The organism is Nonomuraea jabiensis, from assembly GCF_014204795.1.
In the GTDB taxonomy this organism is placed as follows: Bacteria; Actinomycetota; Actinomycetes; order Streptosporangiales; family Streptosporangiaceae; genus Nonomuraea; species Nonomuraea jabiensis.
Genome location: NZ_JACHMB010000001.1, coordinates 10151826 through 10173608 on the forward strand (window position 1 = coordinate 10151826; position 21783 = coordinate 10173608).

Genomic DNA, 21783 nt, shown 5'->3' on the forward strand with positions numbered 1-21783 from the left:
TGCCGCTTCGTTGACCGGACCGTGCGCTGCCCGGAGAAGTTCTTCGGAGACAGCGTCCGGCCGCCGAATCCGCGCCTTGCGGAACCGGGGACCCACCTTTCTTGGGGTGAATCGGACGCCAGCCCAGGCTGCGCCACGTAGGGCACTTCCAGGCCCGAACCCGTCAGCTAACCCGGTAGGCGGTATGGGAGCAAGGAGTCAATCCCGTCATGTCCAAGCCTCGGCTTGCCGCAATCGCCTGCGTCCTCAAGAATCACCGCGACCTCCTCACCAAGTACCTCAGCTTCGCCGTCGCCGGCGCCATCCTCGCCGGAACCATCGCCATCACGAGCTTCGCATTCGCATCACCCACTGCGCAGCACCCGGTGCCGGAGACTCGTCATGGAGCCAGACCCCTCATCTACGGCCTGGACATCTCCAATTACGAGCCCCTGTACGACTGGAACGCCAGCCCGGCCAAGTTCGGCATCATCAAGGCCACGGAAGGCACCGCCTTCCGCGATGCCTCATTCGCCAGGCACTGGCGCAAGCTGGGCAAGAAGGGGATCGTACGCGGGGCGTACCACTACGGCCACCCGCGCAACAATCCCATCGCGGAGGCCGAGCACTTCCTGTCCGTGGTGAACTCGCAGCCCGCCAAGGCCGGCGACCTGCTGGTCCTCGACCTGGAGACCACGGACGGCAGATCCGTCGCCGAGGTCAACGCCTGGGCCAAGGCGTGGCTGTCGTACGTGAAGGACAAGACGGGCATCACCCCGATGTTCTACAGCGGCTGGAACTTCGCCAACAAATACGGCAAGGGCCTGGCCCAGTACCCGCTGTGGGTCGCGCACTACAGCAAGGCCAGGGGGGCGGTCACCCCGCCCGCCGACTGGAAGTCCTGGACCATCCACCAGTACTCCGAGTCCCCTGTCGACCAGAACGTCTCCGCGCTGACCGCCGACCAGTTGCGTGGGCTGGGCCGCCCCACCGCCTGAGCCGGCACGGCAGGAGTGGCAGCGGGTCCACGCCGCGCTCACCTCCTCTCGGCCCGGAGGAGCAGGCATGGGCCCGGCAGTCTTGCCCCATGCAAATCTTGCACAGTGCCATGAACACTCCCGCACCCCTCCCGCGTATCCCTCAGTGACCGGCGCCACTCACGAAGGCCGCGTCCACGGGACCGGAAGGGGATGACGGCGTAATGCGACTCCTCGACAGCCGTCGCGCTCTCATCAGTTGCGGCATTGCCGCCCTCTGCACTCTGACCGCCTGCGCCGGCTACACGCCGACGCCCGTCGCCGACACCGCCGGCCTCAGCACCGAGCCGACCGCCGTCGAGACCGAACCGACCGGCGCGCCCACCGTCCGGGGGGTGGAGGACGAGCCGGAGATCGGCACCCGGCAGACCAAATGGGGACCGCTGACCGAGGCCGACCAGGAGCTCATCCGGAAGGTCCGGCTCGCCAGCCTGTGGGAGATGCCCATGGCCCAGGACGCGATACAGCGCGCCAACAGCGCCCGCGTCCGCCAGGTCAGCAGGGAGATCGCAGCTCAACACGACACGCTCGACGGGCAGGTTCGCGACGTGGCCGCCAAGCTGAAGGTCAAGCTGCCGGTGAAGCCCACGCCTCAGCAACAGGACTGGATGGCCGACATTTCCGGCAGGTCCGGATCTGCCTATGACACCACGTACGTCAAATGGCTGCGCCTGGCGCACGGACAGATCTTCACCCTGATCGGCACGGTACGCGGCACCACGCAGAACACCCTGGTCCGGCGCTTCTCCGAACAGGCCAACGCCGCGGTGCTCAACCACCAGCGCCTCCTGGAGAGCACCGGCCTGACCACACCCGAGAGCTTCCCCACCCCGTCCATCTGAGTGCTCAGGCGGTTGCTCGTCGGCGGCGCGAGGCGCCGCGCGAGGTCCGCGATTCAGACAGCGGACCAGCCCAGCGGGTTCGGCACGTTCACGGGCGGCTCGCCGCCCGCCTCGTTGAAGGCGTTCATCGCCGAGATGAGCGCCCGGCGCTGCCTGTCCGACATCCGCGCCACGATCGCGCCGATCTCCTCCCTGCGGCGCGCGGTCACCTCGTCCACGATGCGGCGTCCCTCGTCCGTCAGCCGCATCAGGCTCTCGCGCCGGTTGTGCGGGTTGACCTCGCGTACGATCAACCCGGCGGCCACCAGCCGATCGGCCATCCGCATCGCCGTGGAGGAGTTGACGCCCAGCAGCTCCGCCATCGTGACCAGCTTCGTCTCGCCGTGGCCGGCCAGCACCACCAGCATCCTGAACTGCGGCAACGTGACCCTGTCCGCCACCGCCCCCAATGACCTCACCGCGACCGCCACCAACAGGCGCGACCCGGTCAGCACCGCCGTGACGACAGCGGAAAGATCCGCTCCCTGCGCCTGGAGGTCATCGTGTTCCTTCATAGGCACTGTTGTACATGCCGCGCCCCATCACGGGCACGAGATGCTCATCGCCGATGAGAGCGGAATCCGCGGGTCCAGGTGGCCGTCCTGGACCGCGGTGAACAAGGGCACGAGGATCCACGGGCCAAATCGCGAAAAGGGCTGACCTGGGAGAACCGGCTCATACAGGTCGTGCGATAGATATACCGTGAGACCGTTTCCCTTCCGACGGCGCGCGGCCCCGGACGTCACTGCGGAAAGCAATGACGCCGACCTCATCACCGCTGTCGCCGCGCGGAGCACCGTCGCCCTGCGCATCCTCCACCAGCGCCACGCCCCCTGGCTGCGCGCCCGCCTGGCTCGCCGCTGCGCCGACGCGGACGCCATCGACGACGCGCTGCAGGAGACTTTTCTGGCCGTGTGGCGCTCGGCGGGTGGTTTCCGCGGCGACAACCCGGCCGGCTGGTTGTGGACGATCGCCGTCCGCCGTCTGATCTCCGCTCTGCGCGGCCGCGGCGCGCGCTGGGTCGGCTCCGGCATCGAACCGAACGACAGCTCGCCGGTCGCCTCGGCCGAGGACGTGGTCCTGCTGAGCGTGGAGCACGGTGACCTCGGCGCCGCCTTGAACAGGCTCTCTCCAGAGTTGCGCGCCGTCATCGAGGCGACCGTCCTCGACGGCCTCACCACCAAGGAGGCCGCCGGTCTCCTGGGCATTCCGGAAGGCACGGTCAAGACCCGCGCCATGCGGGCCAGGGCCCGGTTGCGCGAGGAGCTGTCATGAGTAGCTGGCACATTCCCGATGACCTGCGCGAGCGCTACCTCGAAGGCACGCTCGGACCGGCGCTGGCCATGTCCGTGGACGCGCATCTCGGCCGTTGCGCTGATTGCCGGGCGGCGGTGCCGTACGACAAGGACTGGCTCGAAGCGTCCTGGGCGCGGCTGGAGGCCGAGCTGATCACGCCGCGCCCGAGCCTGGCGGAGCGTTTCCTGCGTTACAAAGGGGTGCCCGACCACCTGGCCAGGCTGCTGACGGCGACACCGACGCTGAGCCAGGCCTGGCTGGCCGCCGTGGTGGCGGTACTGGCGTTCGCGGTCCTTGCCGCGCGCGCGCAGGCCGAACTGCTGCCCGCTTTCCTCATCGTCGCGCCGATGCTGCCGCTGGCGGGCATCGCGCTCGCCTACGGGCCCCGCGTCGATCCCGCCCACGAACTGGTCGCCGCCACGCCGATGTCCGGCCCGCGGCTGCTGCTGACCAGGGCCACGGCCGTGCTGGCGGTGTCGGTCGTGCTGGCCGGGCTTGCCTCACCGCTGCTGGCCGCACCTCCCGGTCTGGCCGCCGCCTGGCTGCTGCCCGCGCTGGCCGCCGCCTCGGGCTGCCTGGCCCTGTCGAACCGGCTGCCGGTGCCGATCGCCGCACTCACCGTGGGCGGGGTGTGGCTGGCCATCGTCGGCACGGGCCGCTTCATCGGCAGCTGGCTGGCCGTCTTCGGTCCCGCTCCGCAGATCGGGTACGGCGTGGCCGCCCTCCTCCTGACATACCGCTTCTACAAGGTGAGCAGCAGATGATCCAGATCAAGGAACTGACCAAGACCTACGGCGCCAAACGGGCGCTCAACGGCCTCGACCTGACGCTCGGCACCGGCGTGACCGGTCTGCTCGGCCCGAACGGCGCCGGCAAGACCACCCTGCTGCGCTGCCTGGCCACCACCCTCGCCCCCGACGGCGGCGCGGTGGACGCCTTCGGCCTGGACCCGGCCGACCGCGTGCAGCGGACCGCGCTGCGGCGCAGGCTCGGCTACCTGCCGCAGAACCCCGGCTCCTACCCGCATTTCACCGCCTTCGACCTCGTGGACTACGTGGCGATCCTCAAGGAGCTGACCGACCGGAAGCACCGGCACGCCGAGGTGCGCCGGGTGCTGGCCGAGGTGGACCTCACCGACCAGGCCATGACAAAGGTGCGCAAACTGTCGGGCGGCATGCGCCAGCGGCTCGCGCTGGCCCAGGCGCTGCTGGGCGAGCCGGACCTGCTCATTCTCGACGAGCCGACCGTGGGCCTCGACCCGGAACAGCGGATGATGTTCCGCGCACTGGTCTCACGGCTCGGCGAGAGCCGTACCGTCGTGTTGTCCACCCACCAGACCGAGGACGTCGCCGCGCTGTGCGAGCGAGTGGTGGTCATGCGGGACGGCCGGGTCGTCTTCGACGGCACCCCCGGCGCGCTCGCGGCCGTCGCAGACGGCCGGGTGTGGCTGTCGGACGCGCCGCCCGCCACGTCGGAGCTGTTCTGGCGGACGGCCGACGGCCGCTACCGCACGCTCGGCCCGCGGCCGCCGGCCGCCGACGCGGCGGTGCCCGGTGTCGAGGACGGCTACCTCATGCTGCTCGGGGAGGCGGCGTGACGCGGCGGCTGTTCCTGTTCGAGACGCGCAGGCTGGTGCGGCACCCGCTCGTGTGGGGCGCGACCGTCCTGGTGCTGGCGCTGCAGACCTTCCTCAGCTGGGGCCAGCAGCCCGACCTCACGATGGACCCGATCAACGCCACCGGGCTGGCCACCTGTCTAGCCTCGGCGGTCCTGATCACGGCGAGCCTGGCCACCTCACGCGACGGGCGGCACGGCATGCCGGAAAGCCTCGCCGGCCTGCCCGGGCGGGCCGAGCACCGCACGCGGGCCCTGCTGCTGGCCACACCGCTGGTCGCGGCGCTCGCAGCGGGTGTGGCCGTAGGCGGTTACCTGGCGATCCGGCTGCTGAGCGGCCCCGCCGGAGGGCGGTTGGACGTGTGGGAGCCACTGACGGCGGTGGCTGCCACAGTCCTCGCCGCGACGCTGGGCGTGGCCGTCGGCCGTTGGACGCGGTGGCTGATCGCCGGGCCGCTGGTGGTGGCCGTGCTCGGCTTCCTCATTTACATGAACCCGACGAACGGACAGGCCCGCTGGCTGCTGCCGGTGATGCAGGCCCACCGGCCGGACTGGCCCGACCGCCCGTCCGCGCTCCACCTGGTGTACGTGCTCGCCGTCGCCGCCGTCTTCGGCGGGATCGCGCTGCTCAGGCATCGGGTACGGCCGGCACCCGCTGTGGCTGTGGTGGTGGCGCTGGCGGTCGCGGTGCCCTCCGGGGCCATCGCGGCGTCCACCCGGCCACCGAGCAGGTTTCCCACGAACGTGGAGCTGACTGTCGACCATGTGGACTCCCGCGTGCGTGAGCGCTACTTCGGCCCCGATGCCTACCGCTGCACGGAGCGCCAAGGGCTCACCTACTGCGCCTTTCCCGGTTACGAACCGTGGATCCCGCTGTGGGAACAGGCGGTCCAGCCGGTCGTGGCGGTGCTGCCCGCCGCGCTGCGGGCACGGGCGCCCCAGGTGCGGCAGATGAGTCCGACCTGGAGCTTCGCCGATGATTCGGGCGTGATCCGGCCGTCGATGAGCTGGGGGCATCCCGACCAGCGCAGGATGCTGGCCGAGGACGTGGCCTTCCGGGCGACCGGGCTGTACGACTCGGCCGCCAAGCACTTCAACCCCTCCCGGCGCGCCGCACCGTGTGACGTGCGCGGTCAGGCCCGCACGGTAGTGGCGCTCTGGCTCATCGGCCAAGTCTCCCCTCCCGAGGCCCGGCGGCAGCTTTATGTCGACCATCACCTGGGACGCCTGTCCGGTCTGGACTGGGGCCCGGCCGAGATCGGCTACGCCAAGCTTCTGCTGGCCTCCCCCGGCGCCCGTGAGAAGGTCCAGGCCAACTGGGACACGCTCGTCAAGCCCACCACCACGATCGACCAGGCCTTGCCGCTGCTCGGGCTGGAACGGAAGTTCGACGCGCCGATGGGAGCCATGCCATGCCTCTAACACTGCCCGCCCGCCCCCAGGCCGCCCGATCCGCCGCGGACGCACCCATCACGTCCGCCCCTGCCCCGCCACCATCCCGCTGGCGGGTGGCGCTCCTGCTGGTGCGCCCCCTCGCTCGGGCCATCGACTGGGGACCTCTGGCCGTGGTCGCCGCCTTCACCGCCGGGCTGGTGAGCCTGGTGGAGTACGGGGAGGCACTGCCCGGGGGCGACGCGCTCGTGCTCATGCGCATCTGTGGCACCCTGCTCGGCGCGGCGGCGGCCTTCGGGCTGGTCGATGCCATGTCCGCCGACCTCGGCGCCGCCGCGGTCCCCCGATGGGTCCGACAGGCGCTGCGCTGCCTGCTGCCCGGTGGCGCCGCGATCGCGATCTGGCTGGCCGCCTTCTCCTACATCTTGACCCGCCTGCCCGAGGGCGCCCTGTTCCCGGTCGGCGACCTGCTCATCGAGGTAGGCGTCTGCCTCGGCATCGCGCTGGCGGCCGCGGCGACCGCCGTGCGGTTCGCACCCGGACGGCAGGCCGCCATGGCCGCCATGGTGGTCCAGCTGGCGATGGTGCTGGGGACCATCCTGCTCCCCGAGCAGGCCCGGCTCTGGCCGCCGACCTGCGGGTTCGGGTACTGGGATCAGGCACACCTGTTCTGGCTGGCGATGCTGCCCCTGCCGTACCTCTGGCTGATCACCGCGGGGCGCGACCTGCGGCGCTGACCCGCCGCGCTGTCAGGCGATGACTTCGGCGGCCCGCATGGCGGGCCGCCAGCCTCCCTTGAAGACCACCATCGACAGCAGGAACCACCCAGCGCCACGCCGCGTGGCGCGCACCCTCGACCGCCCGTCGCGGCTACGCCGTCGGCACGATCGTTCTGGAAGCGGTGCTGCCGCCGCACCACGGCCCCACTGAGACCGTACCGGTCACGATGTCCGACGTCGGCCTCGACGAGCGCGACGGCATCGAGGCGAAGGCGGCCGTCGTCGGCCGGCTCGCGAAGGCCCTGGAGGTCATCCGCCGCAGCGACCCGGCACGGATCACGACCCTGGGCGGCGAATGCTCGGTGAGCGTGGCGCCCTTCAGCGAGCTCGCGCGTCGCCGTCAGTTCTCGACGCCCGTGGCCGCGTGGGAGGTCCCGACCGGCTTGGACTCGGGCGAGCCCCGCTGCCGTAGATAGATCGCCAGCACCACCATCGACAGCACGGCCAGGAGCTCCGACTGCCAGTTCTGCAGGCTACGGTTCCAGAACTCCGGCGAGGTGACGTACGCCCCCCATCCGACGGGATCACGCAGGTCGTCCAGCCGCTCGCTGTTGTACGCGGCCAGCCCCGCCACCGACTGCGCCAGCCACGACAGCACGAAGATCGCCCCCATCACCAGCGCCAGCGAGTTGCCGAACAGCCACAGCCGCAACCCCCCGGTCCTGGCCCACGCCGGGGAACCGTCATGGGCATACCGTCCGACCTGCTGCTCCTCATCCGATTCCAGCCCTTCCTGACCCACCTTCTTCGACTCGGGCGACCCCTTCTGCACCAGCCAGACGGTGAGCACGATGAACAGGAAGAACTGCAGATACTCCGACTGCCAGTTCTCCGCCACGTCGACCGCGAACGTCGAGGAGGTCACGTACTGCAGGATCGAGACCGGCTCGCCGCCCAGGGCCAGCTCCTGATCGTTGTAGTCCAGCATCCCCGCCACGGCCTGTCCGGCGAGCGCGAGCACGAAGAGGATCAGGAACGCCAGCGCCAGCGAGTTCTCCTTGAGCCACCTCACAGCAAAAACCTCATGAAGCTCCCGCTACCCGGAGGTCAACTCGGCATGCGAGCGACTTGACGCCCGGTGGTGCATAGCTCCCGGAGGGCGGGGTAAACGCGGTCCCATGATGCGCAGCCCGGAGGCAGTCCGATGAAAGGCCACGATGGCGCGGTACGGCGGGCGGCGCCGGAAAGTCCGGCCGAACTGAGCAAGCGCTCGTGGTGGGGCGTCCTCAAGCGCACGGTCAGGGAGTTCCGGGACGACCAGCTCACCGACTGGGCGGCCGCGCTCACGTACTACGCCGTCCTGTCCATCTTCCCCGCGCTGCTCGCGGCGGTGTCCCTGCTGGGCGTGTTCGGCCGGTCGGCGACCCGGCCGCTCTCCGACAACCTGGCGGCCATGGCGCCGGGCCCCGCCCGTGAGGTCATCGACCACGTGCTCCAGGCCCTGCAGAGCAGCCCGCGCGCCGCGAGCATCGCCACCGTCATCGGTGTCGCCGTCGCCTTGTGGTCGGCGTCCGGCTATGTGGGGGCGTTCATGCGCGCCGCCAACGTGATGTACGAAATGCCGGAAGGCCGGCCGATCTGGAAGATTCTCCCCCTGCGCCTGGCCATCACCACCGTCCTGGTGATCCTGATGGCCGTCGGGGCGGTCGTGGTGACGTTCACCGGAGAGCTCGCCGGCCAGGCGGGCCGGCTGCTCGGGATCGGCCAGAGCGCGCTGGCCGTGTGGGGCATCGTCAAGTGGCCGGCCCTGGTGGTCATCGTGACGCTGGTGCTGGCGCTGCTGTACTGGGCCGCCCCCAACGTCGTACAGCCCGGATTCCGCTGGATCACGCCGGGCAGCGTGCTGGCGGTCACGGTGTGGATCGTCGCCTCCGCCGCCTTCGGCTTCTACGTGACCAACTTCGGCTCCTACAGCAAGACCTACGCGGCGCTGGCCGGCGTCGTCGTCTTCCTGATCTGGCTGTGGATCACGAACGTGGCCGTCCTGCTCGGCGTGGAATTCGACGCCGAGCTCGCCCGCGGCCGCGCCATCGCGGCCGGCCAGCCGCCCGAACGGGAGCCGTACGCGGAGCCACGCGACCCCGCCGCTTCCGACGCGGAGGAACATCGGTGACATCCGGCCGCGGGGTCGCCTCTACGGTGCCGCGGCCGGCCGGCCGAGCGGTTGCAGCAGCAGGTTGACGGCTGCGCGGCCGGCTTCGAGCGCGGCTTTGAGTGGCTTGCCGTCTCGGGTGAGGCGGCCGACGCGCGGGGAGTCAAGTGCCGGCCGCACGGACAGCACCGCCGGATCGGGCGCGACCTGGCCCTCGGCGGATGGAGGGGGCACGGGCCGGTCGTACCGGGCGAGCAGCGCGTCGTCGTGCAGCGAGCGGTGGTCGCGCGCGTAGAAACTTCGGTGCAGTGCCTCCGGATAGCTCCGCAGCACGGTCGCGGCGATCAGGCGCGCCCCGTAGGACGGTCGCGCGGCCGGTGCTCCGGCCGCAGCCGGAAGTGCGGGCCGGGACCGCAGGACGAGGACGTGGCTGGCGCCCTGTGCCAGGGCGGTGCGGTACGGGATGGACTCGGCGAGTCCGGCGTCGTAGTAGAGCCGCCCGGCCAGCTCGACCGGCGGACCGGCGAGGAACGGCAGCGCGGCGCTGGCCCGCAGGGCCAGCCGCAGCTCGGCGGGACCGGTCAGATGCGGGCGCAGATCGGTGGATCGCCCGGTCTGTACGTCGGTGGCCAGCGGGTGGTACTCGATGGGGTTGGTCAGGACGGCGTCGAAGTCCATCCGGGTCACTTCGCAGTACAGGTATTCGACCAGGTTCCGCACATCGACCATGGGGCGGCCGCGCAGGAGGTTGGACGGGCGGATCATCGCTCTGGCGTAGACGGGCTCGGCCCAGCCGGTCAGGTTCTCGGGGGTTCCGCTGAGCAGCCAGGCCCCGGTGATGGCCCCGGCCGACGCCCCGTAGACCGCGTCGAAGGCGTGCGCCACTCCGGCCTCGTGCAGGGCCAAGGCCATGCCTGCGGAGACCGTGCCACGCATGCCGCCGCCCTCGATGGCCAGTGCCACCCGGTAGCCGTCCTGGCGCGCGCCGGGACGGCTGCCGCTACGGACCCGGTCGGCTATGACGCGCAGCACCTCGTGCTCGCTTGGCATATGTCCTTCCTTCGGGTGATGTGGCCGGTCACGGTGCCTGGGTCACGTCGCCGGCCAGATACGAGCGAGCCTCGGCCCAGATGTTCGGATCGGGTTGGGTGGTCGTCCAGGTGGTGGACCTGAGCTCTCCCCTCCCCCGGTAGCGCCGCACGATGGCGACGTGGTCCGGCCAGGCGACGAACGTGCGCAGGGCCTGTTCATCCTGCCAGATCGACACCGAGCCGCACCTGCCCTCCAGCGGCTCCGTCCACAGCCACATGCCGACCGCGCCGGGCAGGCCGGGCCACGCGCGGCGCAGGGTGAGCCCGGCCCGGTAGACGCCGGGCAGGTCGCGCAGCCGGCTGATCCGGAAGTCGGTGACGCTGACCAGCACCGAGCCGGTGGCGCCGGCCGCCGGTCCAGGGGTCCAGCGGGATCTCAGCATGCGCAAGCCCTTTCTTCTTTGTACGAACGTTCGTGCCGAGAATAGGAACACACCGAGGACGACGTCAAGCCGCTATCCTGGGCCGAACGTTCGTACGCGGAAGGGGTGGAGATGGCGGGACGGCCGCGGGACGAGCGGGCCCGCAACGTGATCCTGCGCCGGGCGGCGGACATCGCCTCGCAGGACGGGCTGGAAGGGCTGTCGATCGGCCGGCTGGCCACGGAGCTCGGCGTGAGCAAGAGCGGCCTGTTCGGCTACTTCGGCTCCAAGGAGGAGCTCCAGCTCGCCACGATCCGCACCGCGATGGGCGTGTACGTCGAGGAGGTCATCAAGCCCGCGCTGGCCGTGCCTCCGGGCCTGGAGAGGGTGCGGCGGCTGTGCGAGAGCTGGTTGAGCTACTCGCAGCGGCGGGTCTTCCCCGGCGGCTGCTTCTTCTTCGCCGTCACCGCGGAGTTCGACGCCCGCCCGGGCCGGGTGCGGGATGCCGTCGCCGCGGCCGGCCTCGACTGGATCCGCTTCGTGGCGCGTACCGTCGAGGATGCCCGCCAGCTCGGCGAGCTCGCCGGCGACACGGACGCCGACCAGCTCGCCTTCGAGCTGATCTCTTTCATGGAGAACGCCAACGCCGTCTCCTTGCTGCACGACGACCCGAACGCCTACGAGCGCGCCAGGACCGCCATCCGCAACCACCTGGCGGCCAGGGCGGAAGCCGGCTGAACCCCCGGCCGCCGAGCCCGATGCCCGGGCCCGGCCGGTCTTCTCGTGCGGCTACGCGCCGGGCTCGGCGAGCACGACGCGGCCCACCCGTACCACCTCCGCGGAGGCGACGGCGATGCCGTCGGGAACGTTCCGTACGGCCGGATCGACCCACACGCCGGTGTCGCGACGCCACGGCAGCAGTTCGAGCCGCACCCCCTGCCCGGCGACGTCGTCATGCCACGGCGTGAGGTCGATGTCCCAGGTGCGCCCGTGCCAGAAGTGGTCGCTGACGAGCCGGTCGCCCACGTACGCGCGGCCGACGTCACCGGTCCAGGTCACCCGCAGCAGCGCGCGGTCGATGCCGTCGAGCACCTCACCCGGCACGTCCAGGTGCACGCGCGCCGCGCCGGAGTAGTCGGTCGGGGCACTGAGCCGGTCCATCGGCCCGCCGCGCACCGGGTCGGGGGGTGCGGGGGCGTGCGGGTGCAGGTCGGCGGCGACCGTTCGGGCCCCCGCTCCGGAGACGTTCACCGACCAGGTGCGCCACAGCCCCTCCCCACGGGGACCGTCGAGCGCGCCGCCGTCGGCGGTCAACCCGGCGGGCGCGGGCAGCACGGCCACGGTGCACCGCTCGGCCTCGGAATGGAGCACCAGGGCGCCGTCGAGGGCGTACACCGGCGTGTCGGACAGCACCAGCCGCTCGCGGCCCGCGACCTCCAGCCGGTACAGGCGGTTCGCGCTCGCCTCGTCGAGGACCAGGACGCGCACGCCGGGCAGGTCGACGACGCACTCCGCACCGGGCTCGGCGACGTCCACCACCGTCGTGCCGCCGACGGACCGGGCCCCGTCGACCGCCCCGTCGATCGCCACGTCGCCGTCGAGGACGAGCTCCACCGGGACGCCGTCGGTCGCGCACAGGACGACCAGGTCGCCGTCCTCATCGGTGATCCGGGTGACGAGTTGCGCGGTGGCGCTGCGCAGGACGAGCCCCGGGGCGAGCGGATAACGCAGCGGCCACACCAGGGACACCCCGGCGGGAAGGTCGAGCGGCCTGGTCGGAACGGTGACGTCGGCGTCCTCGAACGACACCGTGACCTGGACGTCCTTCTGCGCGTCGAGCGGCCGCTTGGGCGGCTGGTACGTGGTCAGGAAGAGGTAGCCGCTGTGCCCGTCCGAACGGACGGCCCACCGCAGCTCGCCGGGGTCGTCGCTGCCGCCGCCGACGGTGACGCCCATCGGCGCGAGCCGGGCGCCTTCTCCGGCCAGCCAGAGGTGCAGGCGGCGCAGCAGGTGGTGGTGCGGGCGGATCTGGCCGTGCTCCCCGATCGGGGCGTAGAAGTCGTAGCTCAGGCTCGGCACGTCGTTGGGGTAGCCCGTGGCGTGGGACTCCTGCTCGGTGCCGTGCGGCCCGACCCGCTGGGTGCCGCCGGCGTACATGTAGTAGCCCTGCCAGATCGACCCGCTCCCGATCTTGGCCAGGGCGAGCGCGGCCACGTCCTGAGCGGTGACCAGCGGGCGCCGGTGGTAGGCGACGTGCATGCCGCCCCCGATCTCGCAGGTGGCGAAGGGGGTCGCGGCGTCGTCCTTGAGCGGGACCGCGGCGGGGTCGAGCACGATGCCGTCGAGTGCCTCGCGCAGGTCCGCGCCCACCGAAAGATCGTCGCGGACCTCGCCGTAGCGGAAGTGATGGGCCGCGAACTGGGGCCACTCCGTCTGGGAGTCCTCCCAGAATCCGTCGGAGTAGGCGCTGTAGAGCGGGAGCAGCGTCTCGGGCACCAGCGCGCCGCCCCAGCCCGTCGCGGTCCACAGGGGCACCCGCAGTCCCAGGTCCTCGGCGATGCGCCGGAGCATGGCGAGGTGCTGCGGCTGGTCGTACAGCTCGTTGTCCATCTGGGCGCCCACCACGGGCCCGCCCTCGGCGTGGGTGAGACCCGCCAGCCGGCTGATCGTCTGGGCGTAGAACGCGCGGACCAGCTCCAGGTAGGCGGGGTCGTTGGTGCGGGTCTTGAGCCCGCGTTCGACGAGCCAGTCCGGGAACCCGCCGCGGCGTGCCTCGCCGTGTGCCCACGGGCCCATCCGGACGACGACGTCCAGGCCGTGCCGCGCGGCGAGCTCGATGAACGCGCGCAGGTCGAGGTTGCCGTCCCACCGGAACCGGCCGGGCTCGGGCTCGTGCGCCTGCCAGAGCACGTACGTCGCCACCGTGTCCAGTCCGCCGGCCCGCGCGTGCCCGAGGACCTCGTTCCACCGCTCGCGCGGGAGGCGGGAGTAGTGGATCTCCCCGGTCACCGGGAACCAGGGCCTGCCGCCGCGTTCGAGCCACCGGCTCGTGACCTCGATGCGGTCCGACGTCCTCGTGTCGTCTCCCAGCGGGAGGTGCCCCCGGCGGGGCGGGGACTGCGGGGAGACGCGCACCGTGCGGGCCTTGTGGTTCATCGTTCTCCTTCGAGAGGGGGCGTGGGTGATCGTATGGCCGGTTGACCCGATGAGCCGATGGGCGTTTCACTGCCGCATATGGACGAAACGACGGGCAGGGCGGAGAGCAGCTCGCTGCCCGAGGAGTTCGCCGGCGGACGGATGCTGGTCGTCCCCCGGCCCACAGTACGCAAGGCGCTCAACCGACCCGTGACGAACCGGCTTCTTGTCACCGATACCGGGATCTTTCTCCGCGCCGCTCGGCACGGAATGGCCCGGCCCGGCGGCGCCGGACAGCACATCCTGCTGGTCTGCACCGACGGTTCGGGATGGGTCGAGACCGGCGATGGACGTTTCGCCGTTCAGCGGGGTGACGCGGTCCTCCTGCCCGCCGGGATGGCCCACGAGTACGGGGCCTCGGACACCGACCCCTGGACCCTGTGGTGGTTCCACGCCGTGGGCACCGACGCCGCCGACCTCGTCGGCGCCGCGCTGGCGGCGGCCGGTGGGATCGTCACGCATCTCCGGGATCCCGCGCCCGTCGCCAGCCTCATCTCCCAGGTGATCGACGGCCTCGACGCCGGGACCACGGGAGGTCTCGTACGGGCCGCCGGCGCGGCGTGGAACGCGCTCGCCCAGGTCGTCGCCACCGGCCGCCGTCCCCTCGGAACCTCGCTCAGCCCGGTCGAACGCGCCGTCGAGCACCTGCGCGCGACCACGCCCCAGCGCACCTCCGTGGGCTCGCTGGCGGCGATGGTCGGCCTGAGCACGTCCCAGCTCGGCGCCCTCTTCCGGGAGCAGCTCGGGGTCTCTCCGCTGAAGTACCAGACGCAGCTCCGCATGGCGCGCGCACGGGAGCTGCTGGACCACTCCAGCCTCACGGTCAGGGCCATCGCCCGCGAGGCCGGATACGACGACGCGCTGTACTTCTCGCGCAAGTTCGCGAGCGTCCACGGGCTCGCGCCTGTCGCGTACCGGAACCGCGCCCGCTGAGCCCTAACGCGCGTTCCGCCGCGCCCGGTGTCAGCCGGTGACCGGCAGGGCCAGCCCCGCGTCAGCCGGTGACCGGCAGGGCCAGCCCCGCAGCGCCGGCGACGGAGCACACGGCCTCGGAACCGGCCCGCGCCAGCAGGTCCAGGCCCAGCCTGGCGCGACGGACCCGCTCGATCGACAGCGCCACCGACGTGGACTCCAGGTGGCTGCCCGACGGGTAGATGTCCGGGGCGTTGCGCAGGCCGAACTTCGCGTACACCGGCGCCGCCAGCTCCACCAGCCGGGGCAGCTCGTAGTGGCGGACGAACCCGCCCAGGTTGTCCGGCGACTCGACGTAGATGTCCAGCGGCTGGGTGACCGCGCCGCGGATGGCCCCGATCTGCGCGAGGGTCAGGTCGGTCGGCAGATTGAGCGTGTCCGCGCCGAGCCCGGCGATCACCTTGGCGGTGGCCGGGTTCGCGATCGGGAGCATCACCGAGATCTTGGCCTGCATCTCCGCGGGTAGCTCCCCGCTGTCACGCAGCCGGCCGAACACCGAGAGCACGCCCACGTCGGCGATCAGCACGCTGCGCACGCCCAGCTCGGCGGCCCGGCGGATCTCGTCCACCACGGCGACCAGCTGGTCCTGCCCGCGCACCGCCGGGGCCAGGCCACCCCCGGCCGGCGCGCGGCTCATCGCGGAGGCGTCCCAGCCCGCACACGGCCGGGCGAACAACGACAGCTCCACCCCGGCGTCGGCGGCCATGCCGACCATGTCGGTGATCTCGGCGTCCGTGAGCAGGCCCACCCCGCTGCCCTGCGAGACCCGGGTGACCGGGACGTCCAGCCGTCGCGCCTCGCGCAGGACGGCGGCGAGGCTCGCCGGCCCCTCCACGCTGGGAATCTCCACCCGGTAGTGGGCCCCGTCGGGGAACCGCCCGGCGGACGGCGGCGGCGTGAACCCGTCGTCAGCAGGCAGCCCAAGACGGACGAGCAGCTCATTGGTGGTGGACATCGCGCTCCCAGGCCCCGTATTGTTCGAAATCTCGAACAAGGTTCGGTATATCGACATGCGGAGGCTAACGATTCAGGCTCGCGGCCGTCAATGCCGGCCGACGGACGTGCCGCGCCCCCGACCAGCAGGGAGACAGCCATGGCCCGGACCGTTCCGGCGGTCAACCGAGCGCTCGACATCCTCGAACTGTTCCTCGCCGAGGGCGCGCTGACCGCCTCCGACATCACCGCCCGGCTCGGCCTGCCCCGGACCACCGTGCACGAGCTGGTCAACACCCTCCTCGACCGCGGCTACCTGGTGGCCGAGCCGAGCGCCCCGATCCGGTACCAGCTCGGCATGCGGCTCTTCGAGCTGGGCGGGCTCTTCGCCGACCGCCTCGACCTGGCCAGGCAGGCTCAGCAGGCGGCCACCGAGGTGGCCGCCGCCTGCGACGAGAGCGTGCACGTGGCGATCCTGGACGGGGCCGAGGTGGTGTACATCGCCAAGGTGGACAGCACCCATTCGGTACGGATGGTCTCCGCGGTCGGCCGCCGGCTCCCGGCGCACTGCACCGCGGTCGGGAAGATGCTGCTGTCCGCACTGGCTCCGGAGGCCCTCGATGCCTGCTACCCGCACGACCGGCCCCTCCGGTCGATGACCCCGAACAGCATCACCACGCCCGCCGGGCTCCGTACACAACTGGCCGAGATCCGGCAGGCGGGCGTGGCCTACGACGACTGCGAGTCCAACGAAGCGGTCGCCTGCGTCGCCGTCGGCGTGTTCGATCACACGGGGCGCATGGTGGCCGCGATGAGCGTCTCGGTGCCCACCGTACGCTGGACCGACCAGCGCCGAGAGCAGTGGACCGGCCTCGTCCGCACCGGCGCCGCCGCCCTCTCCCACCGCCTCGGCCACCACGCCGGCCCGGCACCGTTCGCGACGACTGGCGGCGCTACCGCTCAAGGTTCGCTGTCACAGCACAGCACGAGAGGGTCATAGCCGTGCGGCCGTACGGATCAACCCTGCGAGGGCGAGGGAGCGGCTGTGCGCGGGCCAGGCGATGTGGGTGACGACGGGCGGCGCGTCGCTCAGGGGAACGGCGGCGTGCTCGGCCCACAGCCAGGCGCGGGCGGATTCGGGGAGAACGGTCACGGTGCGCCCGAGGGCGATCAGCTGGGCCAGCTGCGTCTGGTCGCGGATCTCGGGCCCCGGGCCGGGTTCGTACGTGCCGTGGCGGGGCCAGCGGGCGAGCGGAAGATCGGGGATGTCGCTGACGTCGGCCAGGCACAGAGTCTTGCGGGCGGCGAGAGGGTGCCCGGCAGGCAGGACGGCGATCTGCCCCTCGGTCATCAGTTCCTCGCTGTCGAACCCGGCGAGGGAGTTGTACGGCGTGTGCATGAGCGCCACGTCAGCGCGGCCATCGCGCAGCAGTTCGGCCTGCTCGCATATGCCGCACGGCAGCACCTCGACCTCGACGGCATCGGGCTCTGCCGCGTAGGCGTCGAGAAGCTTCTGCAGCAGCTCGTGAGATCCGCCGGCCTTCAACGCCAGCACCAGGCGGTTGCGGGAACCATCCGGGCTGTCGGCGCCACCGGCGCGACGGGTGCGGCGAGCGGCGGCGATGGTCGCGTCGAGGGCCGCGCGGCCCTCCTGCAGCAGCACCTCTCCGGCGCCGGTCAGGGAGACACCGCGGCGGTTCCGATTCAGCAGGGCGACGCCGAGGCGCCGTTCGAGCTGCTGGATCGCTCGGGACAGCGGCGGCTGGGCCATGCCGAGACGCTCGGCGGCGCGGCCGAAGTGCAACTCCTCGGCGACTGCCACGAAGTACCGCAACTCGCGGGTCTCCAAGGCATCCACGGCCATATCCTACCTCAGTGATACCTACCGGGTATGACAGGGCACTGTATCGGTGTTGGATGCGCCGCTCGTCCGCGAGCGAACATCGACGGCATGAGCGAAACGAAGACCGCGCTGGTGACCGGCGCGAACAAGGGCATCGGATACGAAATCGCGGCCGGCCTCGGCGCCCTTGGATACCGAGTGGGCGTGGGGGCCCGCGACGAGTCCCGGCGCGAGACCGCCGTGGAGAAGCTGCGCGCCGCCGGGGTGGACGCGTTCGGGGTGCCGCTGGACGTGACCAGCGACCAGAGCGCCGCCGATGCCGCCGAACTGATCGAACGGCAGGCCGGGCGCCTGGACGTCCTGGTGAACAACGCCGGCATCTCGGGAGAGACGGGGCCGGGGTGGGTGCAGGACCCGACCGCGCTGGACCTCGACGTGGTCCGCACGGTCGTGGAGACCAACGTCATCGGTGTCATCCGGGTGACCAACGCGATGCTTCCGCTGCTGCGGCGCTCGACGTCGCCACGCATCGTCAACGTCTCCAGTGCCGTCGCCTCCCTGACCCGGCAGGCGGACCCGGACATCGAGATCGGCCCCATCATGGCGGCCTACGCACCGTCGAAGACGTTCCTCAACGCCGTCACCGTGCAGTACGCCCGGCAGTTCGCCGGTACGAACATCCTCATCAACGCCGCCTGCCCGGGCCTGGTCGCGACGGACTTCACCGGCTTCCACGGACCCCGCACTCCCGAGCAGGGCGCAGCCACGGCGATCCGGCTCGCCACGCTGCCCGACGACGGCCCGACGGGGTCGTTCTTCGAGGACGCCGGCGTCATCCCCTGGTGACGTGATCATGCCGTGTGCCTCTTCCTGACCGGAATCAAGGGACCGGCTGAACCTCGTCGGCCTCTTCGCCCTGGAGCGAGGGGCATCGGGTCAAGGGCCTGCCGTCGACGGAACGGCATGGAACGCGATGGAACGCAGAAAGGGGAGAAGCAACCCCGGGCCGCCCAAGGAGCCATCCCATGACCATCACCAACCGTTCCTCGATCCGCAGGCCACTGACCGTCTTGTCGGCCGTGGCCACGGCCGCCGTCTTCCTGGCGAACCCCGCCTCGGCCGAGCCGAATCCCGTGAACGTGTGCAACAGCGGCAGCGGCTTCGTCATGTGCTTCAGCCTCGACCGGATCCAAACCGGCGGGGACATCAACGTCCACCTCGGCATCGACGTGGCCATGAGCCGCGAGGAGGCCCAGGCCATCATCGATCACCCCGGTGACGAGTTCTCCGCCAAGGTCATCGGCCAGGACCCCGCCTTCGACAACAGCCTGGTGTCGGTGCCGCTCACCTGGAGCGCCGCGGGAGACAGCGGACTCTCGGCCGAGTTCGACATGGTGGCGACCTGGAGCCAGCTCAACGAGGACGACGGATTCTTCGACGGCTACATCGACGACCTGTTCGGCCGCATCGTACTGACCAAGCCTGACGGCCAGAAGCGCACCTTCAACTCCACCACCATCCACGGCTACTACTGATCCCGGCCGCGCCCCACTTCAGTGTGAGAGAGACCCGACCCTACGCCGGGCCGGGTCCGCGCTCACTGGACGTCGGTCGCGTTCAGGCGCCGCCTGACCAGGTCAGCCGGGCCTGGATGTGGCTTCATCGACCGGGTTCCTCCAGCTCGACGGCGTGTTCCGCCTTGGCGGGAAGGAGCAGCGCGGTGATGACCACGGCCACGGACAGCACCGCGCCGAGGATGAAGGCCAGTCGCATCCCGTCGAGGTTGGCGAGCGCCTCGGCGACTCCCTCGGCTTTCAGGGCGTCGGCGCGGGCGCTCATCACGGTGATCACGAGCGCGGTGCCGAGGGCCGCCGAGACCTGCTGGAGCGTGCTCAGGATCGAGCTGCCGTGGGAGTAGAGCTTCGGGGGAACCGCGCCGAGCCCGAGGGTGAACACCGGGGTGAAGGTCGCGGCCAGGCTCACCATCAGCAGCGCGTGCAGGCCGAGGATCTGCCAGTACGGCATGGTCATCGTGACCTGGGTGAAGCCGGCGAGCGAGAGCATGATGCCGATCGCGCCCGGGATGACCAGAACCCGGCCGCCGAACTTGTCGAACAGGCGGCCGACGGTCGGACCGAGCAGGCCCATCGCCAGGCCGCCGGGCATCACGAGGAGCCCGGTCTCCAGGGCGCTGAGTCCGCGGACGCTCTGCAGGTACAGCGGCAGCAGGATCATCGAGCCGAGCATCGCCATGAAGGACACCGACATGAGGATCAGCGCGACGGTGTAGGTGCGGTGGCGCAGGGTGCGCAGGTCCATCAGCGGTATGTCGAGCTTCTGCAACGACAGCTGGCGGAAGACGAAGACGGCGATGGTCACCAGCCCGGCCGCCACGATGCCGGCGGCAAAGCGGACGTCGCCGCCCTCGAACCGGCTGAGCCCGTAGACCAGGCCGCCGAAGCCCGCCGCGGCGGTCACCACGCTGAACCAGTCGATGACGCTGAACTCGGGCTCGCCGATGTTCTGGAGCCGCTTCAGGCCGCTCCAGGCGATCAGGGCGGCGATGGGGAACACCACGGCGAACAGCAGGCGCCAGGACCCGAACTGCAGGATCACCCCCGAGATCGCCGGGCCCATCGCGGGCGCGACCGAGATGGCCAGGGTGACGTTGCCCATGACCCGGCCCCGGTCCTCCTCGGGCACCACCTGCATCAGCGTGGTCATCAGCAGCGGCATCATCACGGCCGTCCCGGACGCCTGGATGATGCGGGCGCCCAGCAGCACCCCGAACGTCGGCGCGACGGCGGCCAACGCCGTGCCGATCAGGAACAACCCCATCGCGACCGTGTAGGCGCGGCGGGTGGACACCCGCTGCAGGAACCAGCCGGTGATCGGGATGACCGCGGCCATGGTCAGCATGAAGGCGGTCGAGAGCCACTGCGCGGTCTGCTCGGTGATGTGCAGCGCGTCCATCAACCGCGGGATCGCGTTGATCATGATCGTCTCATTGAGAATGACCACGAACGTGGCGAGCACAAGCAGCCGGATCACGGCCGGGGTGCGGCCGGAACCGGCGGCCGCGGACTTGGCGGGTGAGTCAAGCTGTGGGATGGGCACGGCACCTCGATCGGAGTTGTCGGACATAGTGTGGTCACGGCTGGCATTCCAGCCTTGGGTCTCACGAGTAGTCGTGGTCATACACAGACTGACCGACACCACCGACAAAACTCATCGCCCACGTCTAACATTCCGGCACGTGAGGCGAAATGTCACCCAGTTTTACCGCCTGCCAGGGGCGCGAGATCGCGTGGACGAGGGTCCCGTTTCGCCTCGTGACCTGGGCGAACGCGCCCTGCGTCACGTCGAAGCCGAAGGCGCAGTCGAGCTGACGGCATCGGGGAACGACGAGGACATTTTCCGCCCCTCGTCGTCCGTCTGCGGTCCCCGGCCGGCTCTCGCGCCCCGGTGAGACCGGATCCGCTCACCGACCCCGGTGGCGGGGGGCGTCGGGCTTCGGCTCGGCCGGTATGTTCTTCACCGGCGGCAAGAAGTGGGACTAGGCACCGATGCCCTCGCTCGGTGACGGCGTGCCCGCCCGGGGCCTACCCGCTGTCGATCGACGCGAGTTCGGAGAACCCGGCGGGCGCCGACGCCTACCCGGCGCGCGCCTCGCTGCGTAGCGCCTCCAGCAGCCGTGCCAGGGCGGCCTGGGTGGCCGGCAGGTTCGCGGGGTCGTCCGAGGCGGCCAGCCACAGCGCCGCCTCGTTCATCGCGCCCGACAGCAGGTGGGTCAGTGGCGCCACTGGCTGGGGCGCGAGCGTGCCCTCTTCGATCAGGTCGGTGAGCGCGTCGGCCAGGTGGCGGGCCGAGGCGGCCTCGTCCATCGCGCGCCATTCGTTCCAGCCGAGCACGGCGGGGCCGTCGACGAGCATGATCCGCTGAACGCCCGGGGCCGTGCTGGCCGTCAGGAACGCCTGGCAGCCGACGGTCAGGCGGGTCCAGAGGTCGTCGTGTACGTCGGCGGTCCGCGCCACCGTCTCGGCCACCTCCTGCTGCACCTGCTCCAGGACGGCCCTGAACAACTCGGCCTTGCTCTCGAAGAGATGGTAGAGCGCGCCCTTGGTCACCCCCGCCTCGGCGACGATCTCCGACAGGCTCACCGCGCCATAACCCCGCTCCGCGAACAGGCGCCTGCTCTCCCGCAGCAGGGCCTGCCTGGTCTGCTCCCGCTGCTGCGCCCTGACGCCGTGCGTCTTCATGCTTCCTCCCTTGACATACCGATGGTACGTCAAATAGACATTCACGTACCGATGGTAT

22 protein-coding genes and 1 riboswitch are annotated in these 21783 nt (G+C 71.0%); of the genes, 13 read left to right on the forward strand and 9 right to left on the reverse strand.

Going from position 1 to position 21783, the window contains the following annotated elements:
- Nucleotides 1–51 precede the first annotated feature (51 nt).
- Nucleotides 52–196: riboswitch (cyclic di-AMP (ydaO/yuaA leader) on the forward strand.
- Nucleotides 197–209: 13 nt separating this feature from the next.
- Together HD596_RS46490 and HD596_RS46495 are read left to right on the forward strand one after the other, a co-directional pair.
- Nucleotides 210–977 carry a glycoside hydrolase family 25 protein gene (locus HD596_RS46490; RefSeq protein ID WP_185075717.1) on the forward strand — a complete coding sequence of 256 codons (768 nt, stop codon included), beginning with the start codon at nt 210–212 and terminating at the stop codon, nt 975–977.
- A gap of 203 nt (nt 978–1180) precedes the next feature.
- Nucleotides 1181–1858: a DUF4142 domain-containing protein gene (locus tag HD596_RS46495; RefSeq protein WP_185075718.1), complete on the forward strand. Its 678-nt coding sequence runs from the start codon at nt 1181–1183 to the stop codon at nt 1856–1858.
- Between the two features lie 53 nt (nt 1859–1911).
- Here the strand turns inward: HD596_RS46495 and HD596_RS46500 are convergent, their stop codons facing one another.
- Nucleotides 1912–2412 (reverse strand): MarR family winged helix-turn-helix transcriptional regulator, encoded by a 501-nt coding sequence (locus tag HD596_RS46500; protein WP_185075719.1) that lies wholly within the window; start codon nt 2410–2412, stop codon nt 1912–1914.
- A 187-nt stretch (nt 2413–2599) separates the two neighbouring features.
- On the opposite strand from HD596_RS46500, the gene HD596_RS46505 reads away from it, so the two are divergent.
- The 5 genes from HD596_RS46505 to HD596_RS46525 are packed head-to-tail and all read left to right on the forward strand — an operon-like array spanning nt 2600 to nt 6936.
- The gene (locus HD596_RS46505; RefSeq protein ID WP_185075720.1) at nt 2600–3172 is read left to right on the forward strand and encodes an RNA polymerase sigma factor; all 573 of its coding nucleotides are present in this window, start codon (nt 2600–2602) and stop codon (nt 3170–3172) included.
- Complete coding sequence (locus HD596_RS46510; protein WP_185075721.1) at nt 3169–3957, forward strand: zf-HC2 domain-containing protein; 789 nt, start codon at nt 3169–3171, stop codon at nt 3955–3957. Before HD596_RS46505 ends, HD596_RS46510 begins: the two co-directional genes overlap by 4 nt.
- Entirely contained in the window at nt 3954–4790 is an 837-nt protein-coding gene (locus tag HD596_RS46515) for an ABC transporter ATP-binding protein (RefSeq protein ID WP_185075722.1), read from the forward strand. Before HD596_RS46510 ends, HD596_RS46515 begins: the two co-directional genes overlap by 4 nt.
- A complete protein-coding gene (locus tag HD596_RS46520) occupies nt 4787–6229 on the forward strand; it encodes a hypothetical protein (RefSeq protein ID WP_185075723.1) in 1443 nt (480 codons plus the stop codon). The genes HD596_RS46515 and HD596_RS46520 overlap by 4 nt, the downstream gene beginning before the upstream one ends.
- Entirely contained in the window at nt 6220–6936 is a 717-nt protein-coding gene (locus tag HD596_RS46525) for a hypothetical protein (RefSeq protein WP_185075724.1), read from the forward strand. Before HD596_RS46520 ends, HD596_RS46525 begins: the two co-directional genes overlap by 10 nt.
- Nucleotides 6937–7318: 382 nt before the next feature.
- Here the strand turns inward: HD596_RS46525 and HD596_RS46530 are convergent, their stop codons facing one another.
- Nucleotides 7319–7990 (reverse strand): DUF6766 family protein, encoded by a 672-nt coding sequence (locus HD596_RS46530; RefSeq protein WP_185075725.1) that lies wholly within the window; start codon nt 7988–7990, stop codon nt 7319–7321.
- A 132-nt stretch (nt 7991–8122) separates the two neighbouring features.
- Between HD596_RS46530 and HD596_RS46535 the strand changes: the two genes are divergently transcribed.
- The gene (locus tag HD596_RS46535; protein ID WP_185075726.1) at nt 8123–9091 is read left to right on the forward strand and encodes a YihY/virulence factor BrkB family protein; all 969 of its coding nucleotides are present in this window, start codon (nt 8123–8125) and stop codon (nt 9089–9091) included.
- Between the two features lie 21 nt (nt 9092–9112).
- Here HD596_RS46535 and HD596_RS46540 read toward each other — a convergent pair whose 3' ends face one another.
- Nucleotides 9113–10120 carry a patatin-like phospholipase family protein gene (locus tag HD596_RS46540; RefSeq protein WP_185075727.1) on the reverse strand — a complete coding sequence of 336 codons (1008 nt, stop codon included), beginning with the start codon at nt 10118–10120 and terminating at the stop codon, nt 9113–9115.
- A 28-nt stretch (nt 10121–10148) separates the two neighbouring features.
- Entirely contained in the window at nt 10149–10544 is a 396-nt protein-coding gene (locus tag HD596_RS46545) for a hypothetical protein (RefSeq protein ID WP_185075728.1), read from the reverse strand.
- Between the two features lie 111 nt (nt 10545–10655).
- Between HD596_RS46545 and HD596_RS46550 the strand changes: the two genes are divergently transcribed.
- A complete protein-coding gene (locus HD596_RS46550; RefSeq protein ID WP_185075729.1) occupies nt 10656–11261 on the forward strand; it encodes a TetR/AcrR family transcriptional regulator in 606 nt (201 codons plus the stop codon).
- Nucleotides 11262–11312: 51 nt separating this feature from the next.
- Here the strand turns inward: HD596_RS46550 and HD596_RS46555 are convergent, their stop codons facing one another.
- Nucleotides 11313–13679 (reverse strand): beta-galactosidase, encoded by a 2367-nt coding sequence (locus HD596_RS46555; RefSeq protein ID WP_185075730.1) that lies wholly within the window; start codon nt 13677–13679, stop codon nt 11313–11315.
- A gap of 78 nt (nt 13680–13757) precedes the next feature.
- On the opposite strand from HD596_RS46555, the gene HD596_RS46560 reads away from it, so the two are divergent.
- Nucleotides 13758–14651, forward strand: a complete 894-nt coding sequence (locus HD596_RS46560) for a helix-turn-helix domain-containing protein (protein ID WP_185075731.1) — start codon at nt 13758–13760, stop codon at nt 14649–14651.
- Between the two features lie 61 nt (nt 14652–14712).
- Here HD596_RS46560 and HD596_RS46565 read toward each other — a convergent pair whose 3' ends face one another.
- A complete protein-coding gene (locus tag HD596_RS46565; protein WP_185075732.1) occupies nt 14713–15645 on the reverse strand; it encodes a U32 family peptidase in 933 nt (310 codons plus the stop codon).
- A 138-nt stretch (nt 15646–15783) separates the two neighbouring features.
- On the opposite strand from HD596_RS46565, the gene HD596_RS46570 reads away from it, so the two are divergent.
- On the forward strand, nt 15784–16623 hold the full coding sequence (locus HD596_RS46570; RefSeq protein ID WP_185075733.1) for an IclR family transcriptional regulator: 840 nt from the start codon (nt 15784–15786) through the stop codon (nt 16621–16623).
- Here the strand turns inward: HD596_RS46570 and HD596_RS46575 are convergent.
- Nucleotides 16618–17487, reverse strand: a complete 870-nt coding sequence (locus HD596_RS46575; RefSeq protein ID WP_185075734.1) for a LysR family transcriptional regulator — start codon at nt 17485–17487, stop codon at nt 16618–16620. The genes HD596_RS46570 and HD596_RS46575 overlap by 6 nt on opposite strands.
- An 87-nt stretch (nt 17488–17574) precedes the next feature.
- Between HD596_RS46575 and HD596_RS46580 the strand changes: the two genes are divergently transcribed.
- Nucleotides 17575–18312: an SDR family oxidoreductase gene (locus tag HD596_RS46580; RefSeq protein ID WP_185075735.1), complete on the forward strand. Its 738-nt coding sequence runs from the start codon at nt 17575–17577 to the stop codon at nt 18310–18312.
- 179 nt (nt 18313–18491) lie between these two features.
- The gene (locus HD596_RS46585; RefSeq protein WP_185075736.1) at nt 18492–19001 is read left to right on the forward strand and encodes a hypothetical protein; all 510 of its coding nucleotides are present in this window, start codon (nt 18492–18494) and stop codon (nt 18999–19001) included.
- Between the two features lie 124 nt (nt 19002–19125).
- Here HD596_RS46585 and HD596_RS46590 read toward each other — a convergent pair whose 3' ends face one another.
- Nucleotides 19126–20583 (reverse strand): MDR family MFS transporter, encoded by a 1458-nt coding sequence (locus HD596_RS46590; protein WP_313046369.1) that lies wholly within the window; start codon nt 20581–20583, stop codon nt 19126–19128.
- Between the two features lie 536 nt (nt 20584–21119).
- Entirely contained in the window at nt 21120–21725 is a 606-nt protein-coding gene (locus tag HD596_RS46595; RefSeq protein WP_185075738.1) for a TetR/AcrR family transcriptional regulator, read from the reverse strand.
- Between the last annotated feature and the right edge of the window lie 58 nt (nt 21726–21783).

Bases quoted from the DNA above. Each gene is read 5' to 3' on its own strand.
- HD596_RS46490 (WP_185075717.1), top strand. From the start codon at position 210: ATGTCCAAGCCTCGGCTTGCCGCAATCGCCTGCGTCCTCAAGAATCAC.
- HD596_RS46495 (WP_185075718.1), top strand. From the start codon at position 1,181: ATGCGACTCCTCGACAGCCGTCGCGCTCTCATCAGTTGCGGCATTGCC.
- HD596_RS46500 (WP_185075719.1), bottom strand. From the start codon at position 2,412: ATGAAGGAACACGATGACCTCCAGGCGCAGGGAGCGGATCTTTCCGCT.
- HD596_RS46510 (WP_185075721.1), top strand. From the start codon at position 3,169: ATGAGTAGCTGGCACATTCCCGATGACCTGCGCGAGCGCTACCTCGAA.
- HD596_RS46515 (WP_185075722.1), top strand. From the start codon at position 3,954: ATGATCCAGATCAAGGAACTGACCAAGACCTACGGCGCCAAACGGGCG.
- HD596_RS46525 (WP_185075724.1), top strand. From the start codon at position 6,220: ATGCCTCTAACACTGCCCGCCCGCCCCCAGGCCGCCCGATCCGCCGCG.
- HD596_RS46535 (WP_185075726.1), top strand. From the start codon at position 8,123: ATGAAAGGCCACGATGGCGCGGTACGGCGGGCGGCGCCGGAAAGTCCG.
- HD596_RS46540 (WP_185075727.1), bottom strand. From the start codon at position 10,120: ATGCCAAGCGAGCACGAGGTGCTGCGCGTCATAGCCGACCGGGTCCGT.
- HD596_RS46545 (WP_185075728.1), bottom strand. From the start codon at position 10,544: ATGCTGAGATCCCGCTGGACCCCTGGACCGGCGGCCGGCGCCACCGGC.
- HD596_RS46550 (WP_185075729.1), top strand. From the start codon at position 10,656: ATGGCGGGACGGCCGCGGGACGAGCGGGCCCGCAACGTGATCCTGCGC.
- HD596_RS46555 (WP_185075730.1), bottom strand. From the start codon at position 13,679: ATGAACCACAAGGCCCGCACGGTGCGCGTCTCCCCGCAGTCCCCGCCC.
- HD596_RS46560 (WP_185075731.1), top strand. From the start codon at position 13,758: ATGGACGAAACGACGGGCAGGGCGGAGAGCAGCTCGCTGCCCGAGGAG.
- HD596_RS46565 (WP_185075732.1), bottom strand. From the start codon at position 15,645: ATGTCCACCACCAATGAGCTGCTCGTCCGTCTTGGGCTGCCTGCTGAC.
- HD596_RS46570 (WP_185075733.1), top strand. From the start codon at position 15,784: ATGGCCCGGACCGTTCCGGCGGTCAACCGAGCGCTCGACATCCTCGAA.
- HD596_RS46575 (WP_185075734.1), bottom strand. From the start codon at position 17,487: ATGGCCGTGGATGCCTTGGAGACCCGCGAGTTGCGGTACTTCGTGGCA.
- HD596_RS46580 (WP_185075735.1), top strand. From the start codon at position 17,575: ATGAGCGAAACGAAGACCGCGCTGGTGACCGGCGCGAACAAGGGCATC.
- HD596_RS46585 (WP_185075736.1), top strand. From the start codon at position 18,492: ATGACCATCACCAACCGTTCCTCGATCCGCAGGCCACTGACCGTCTTG.
- HD596_RS46595 (WP_185075738.1), bottom strand. From the start codon at position 21,725: ATGAAGACGCACGGCGTCAGGGCGCAGCAGCGGGAGCAGACCAGGCAG.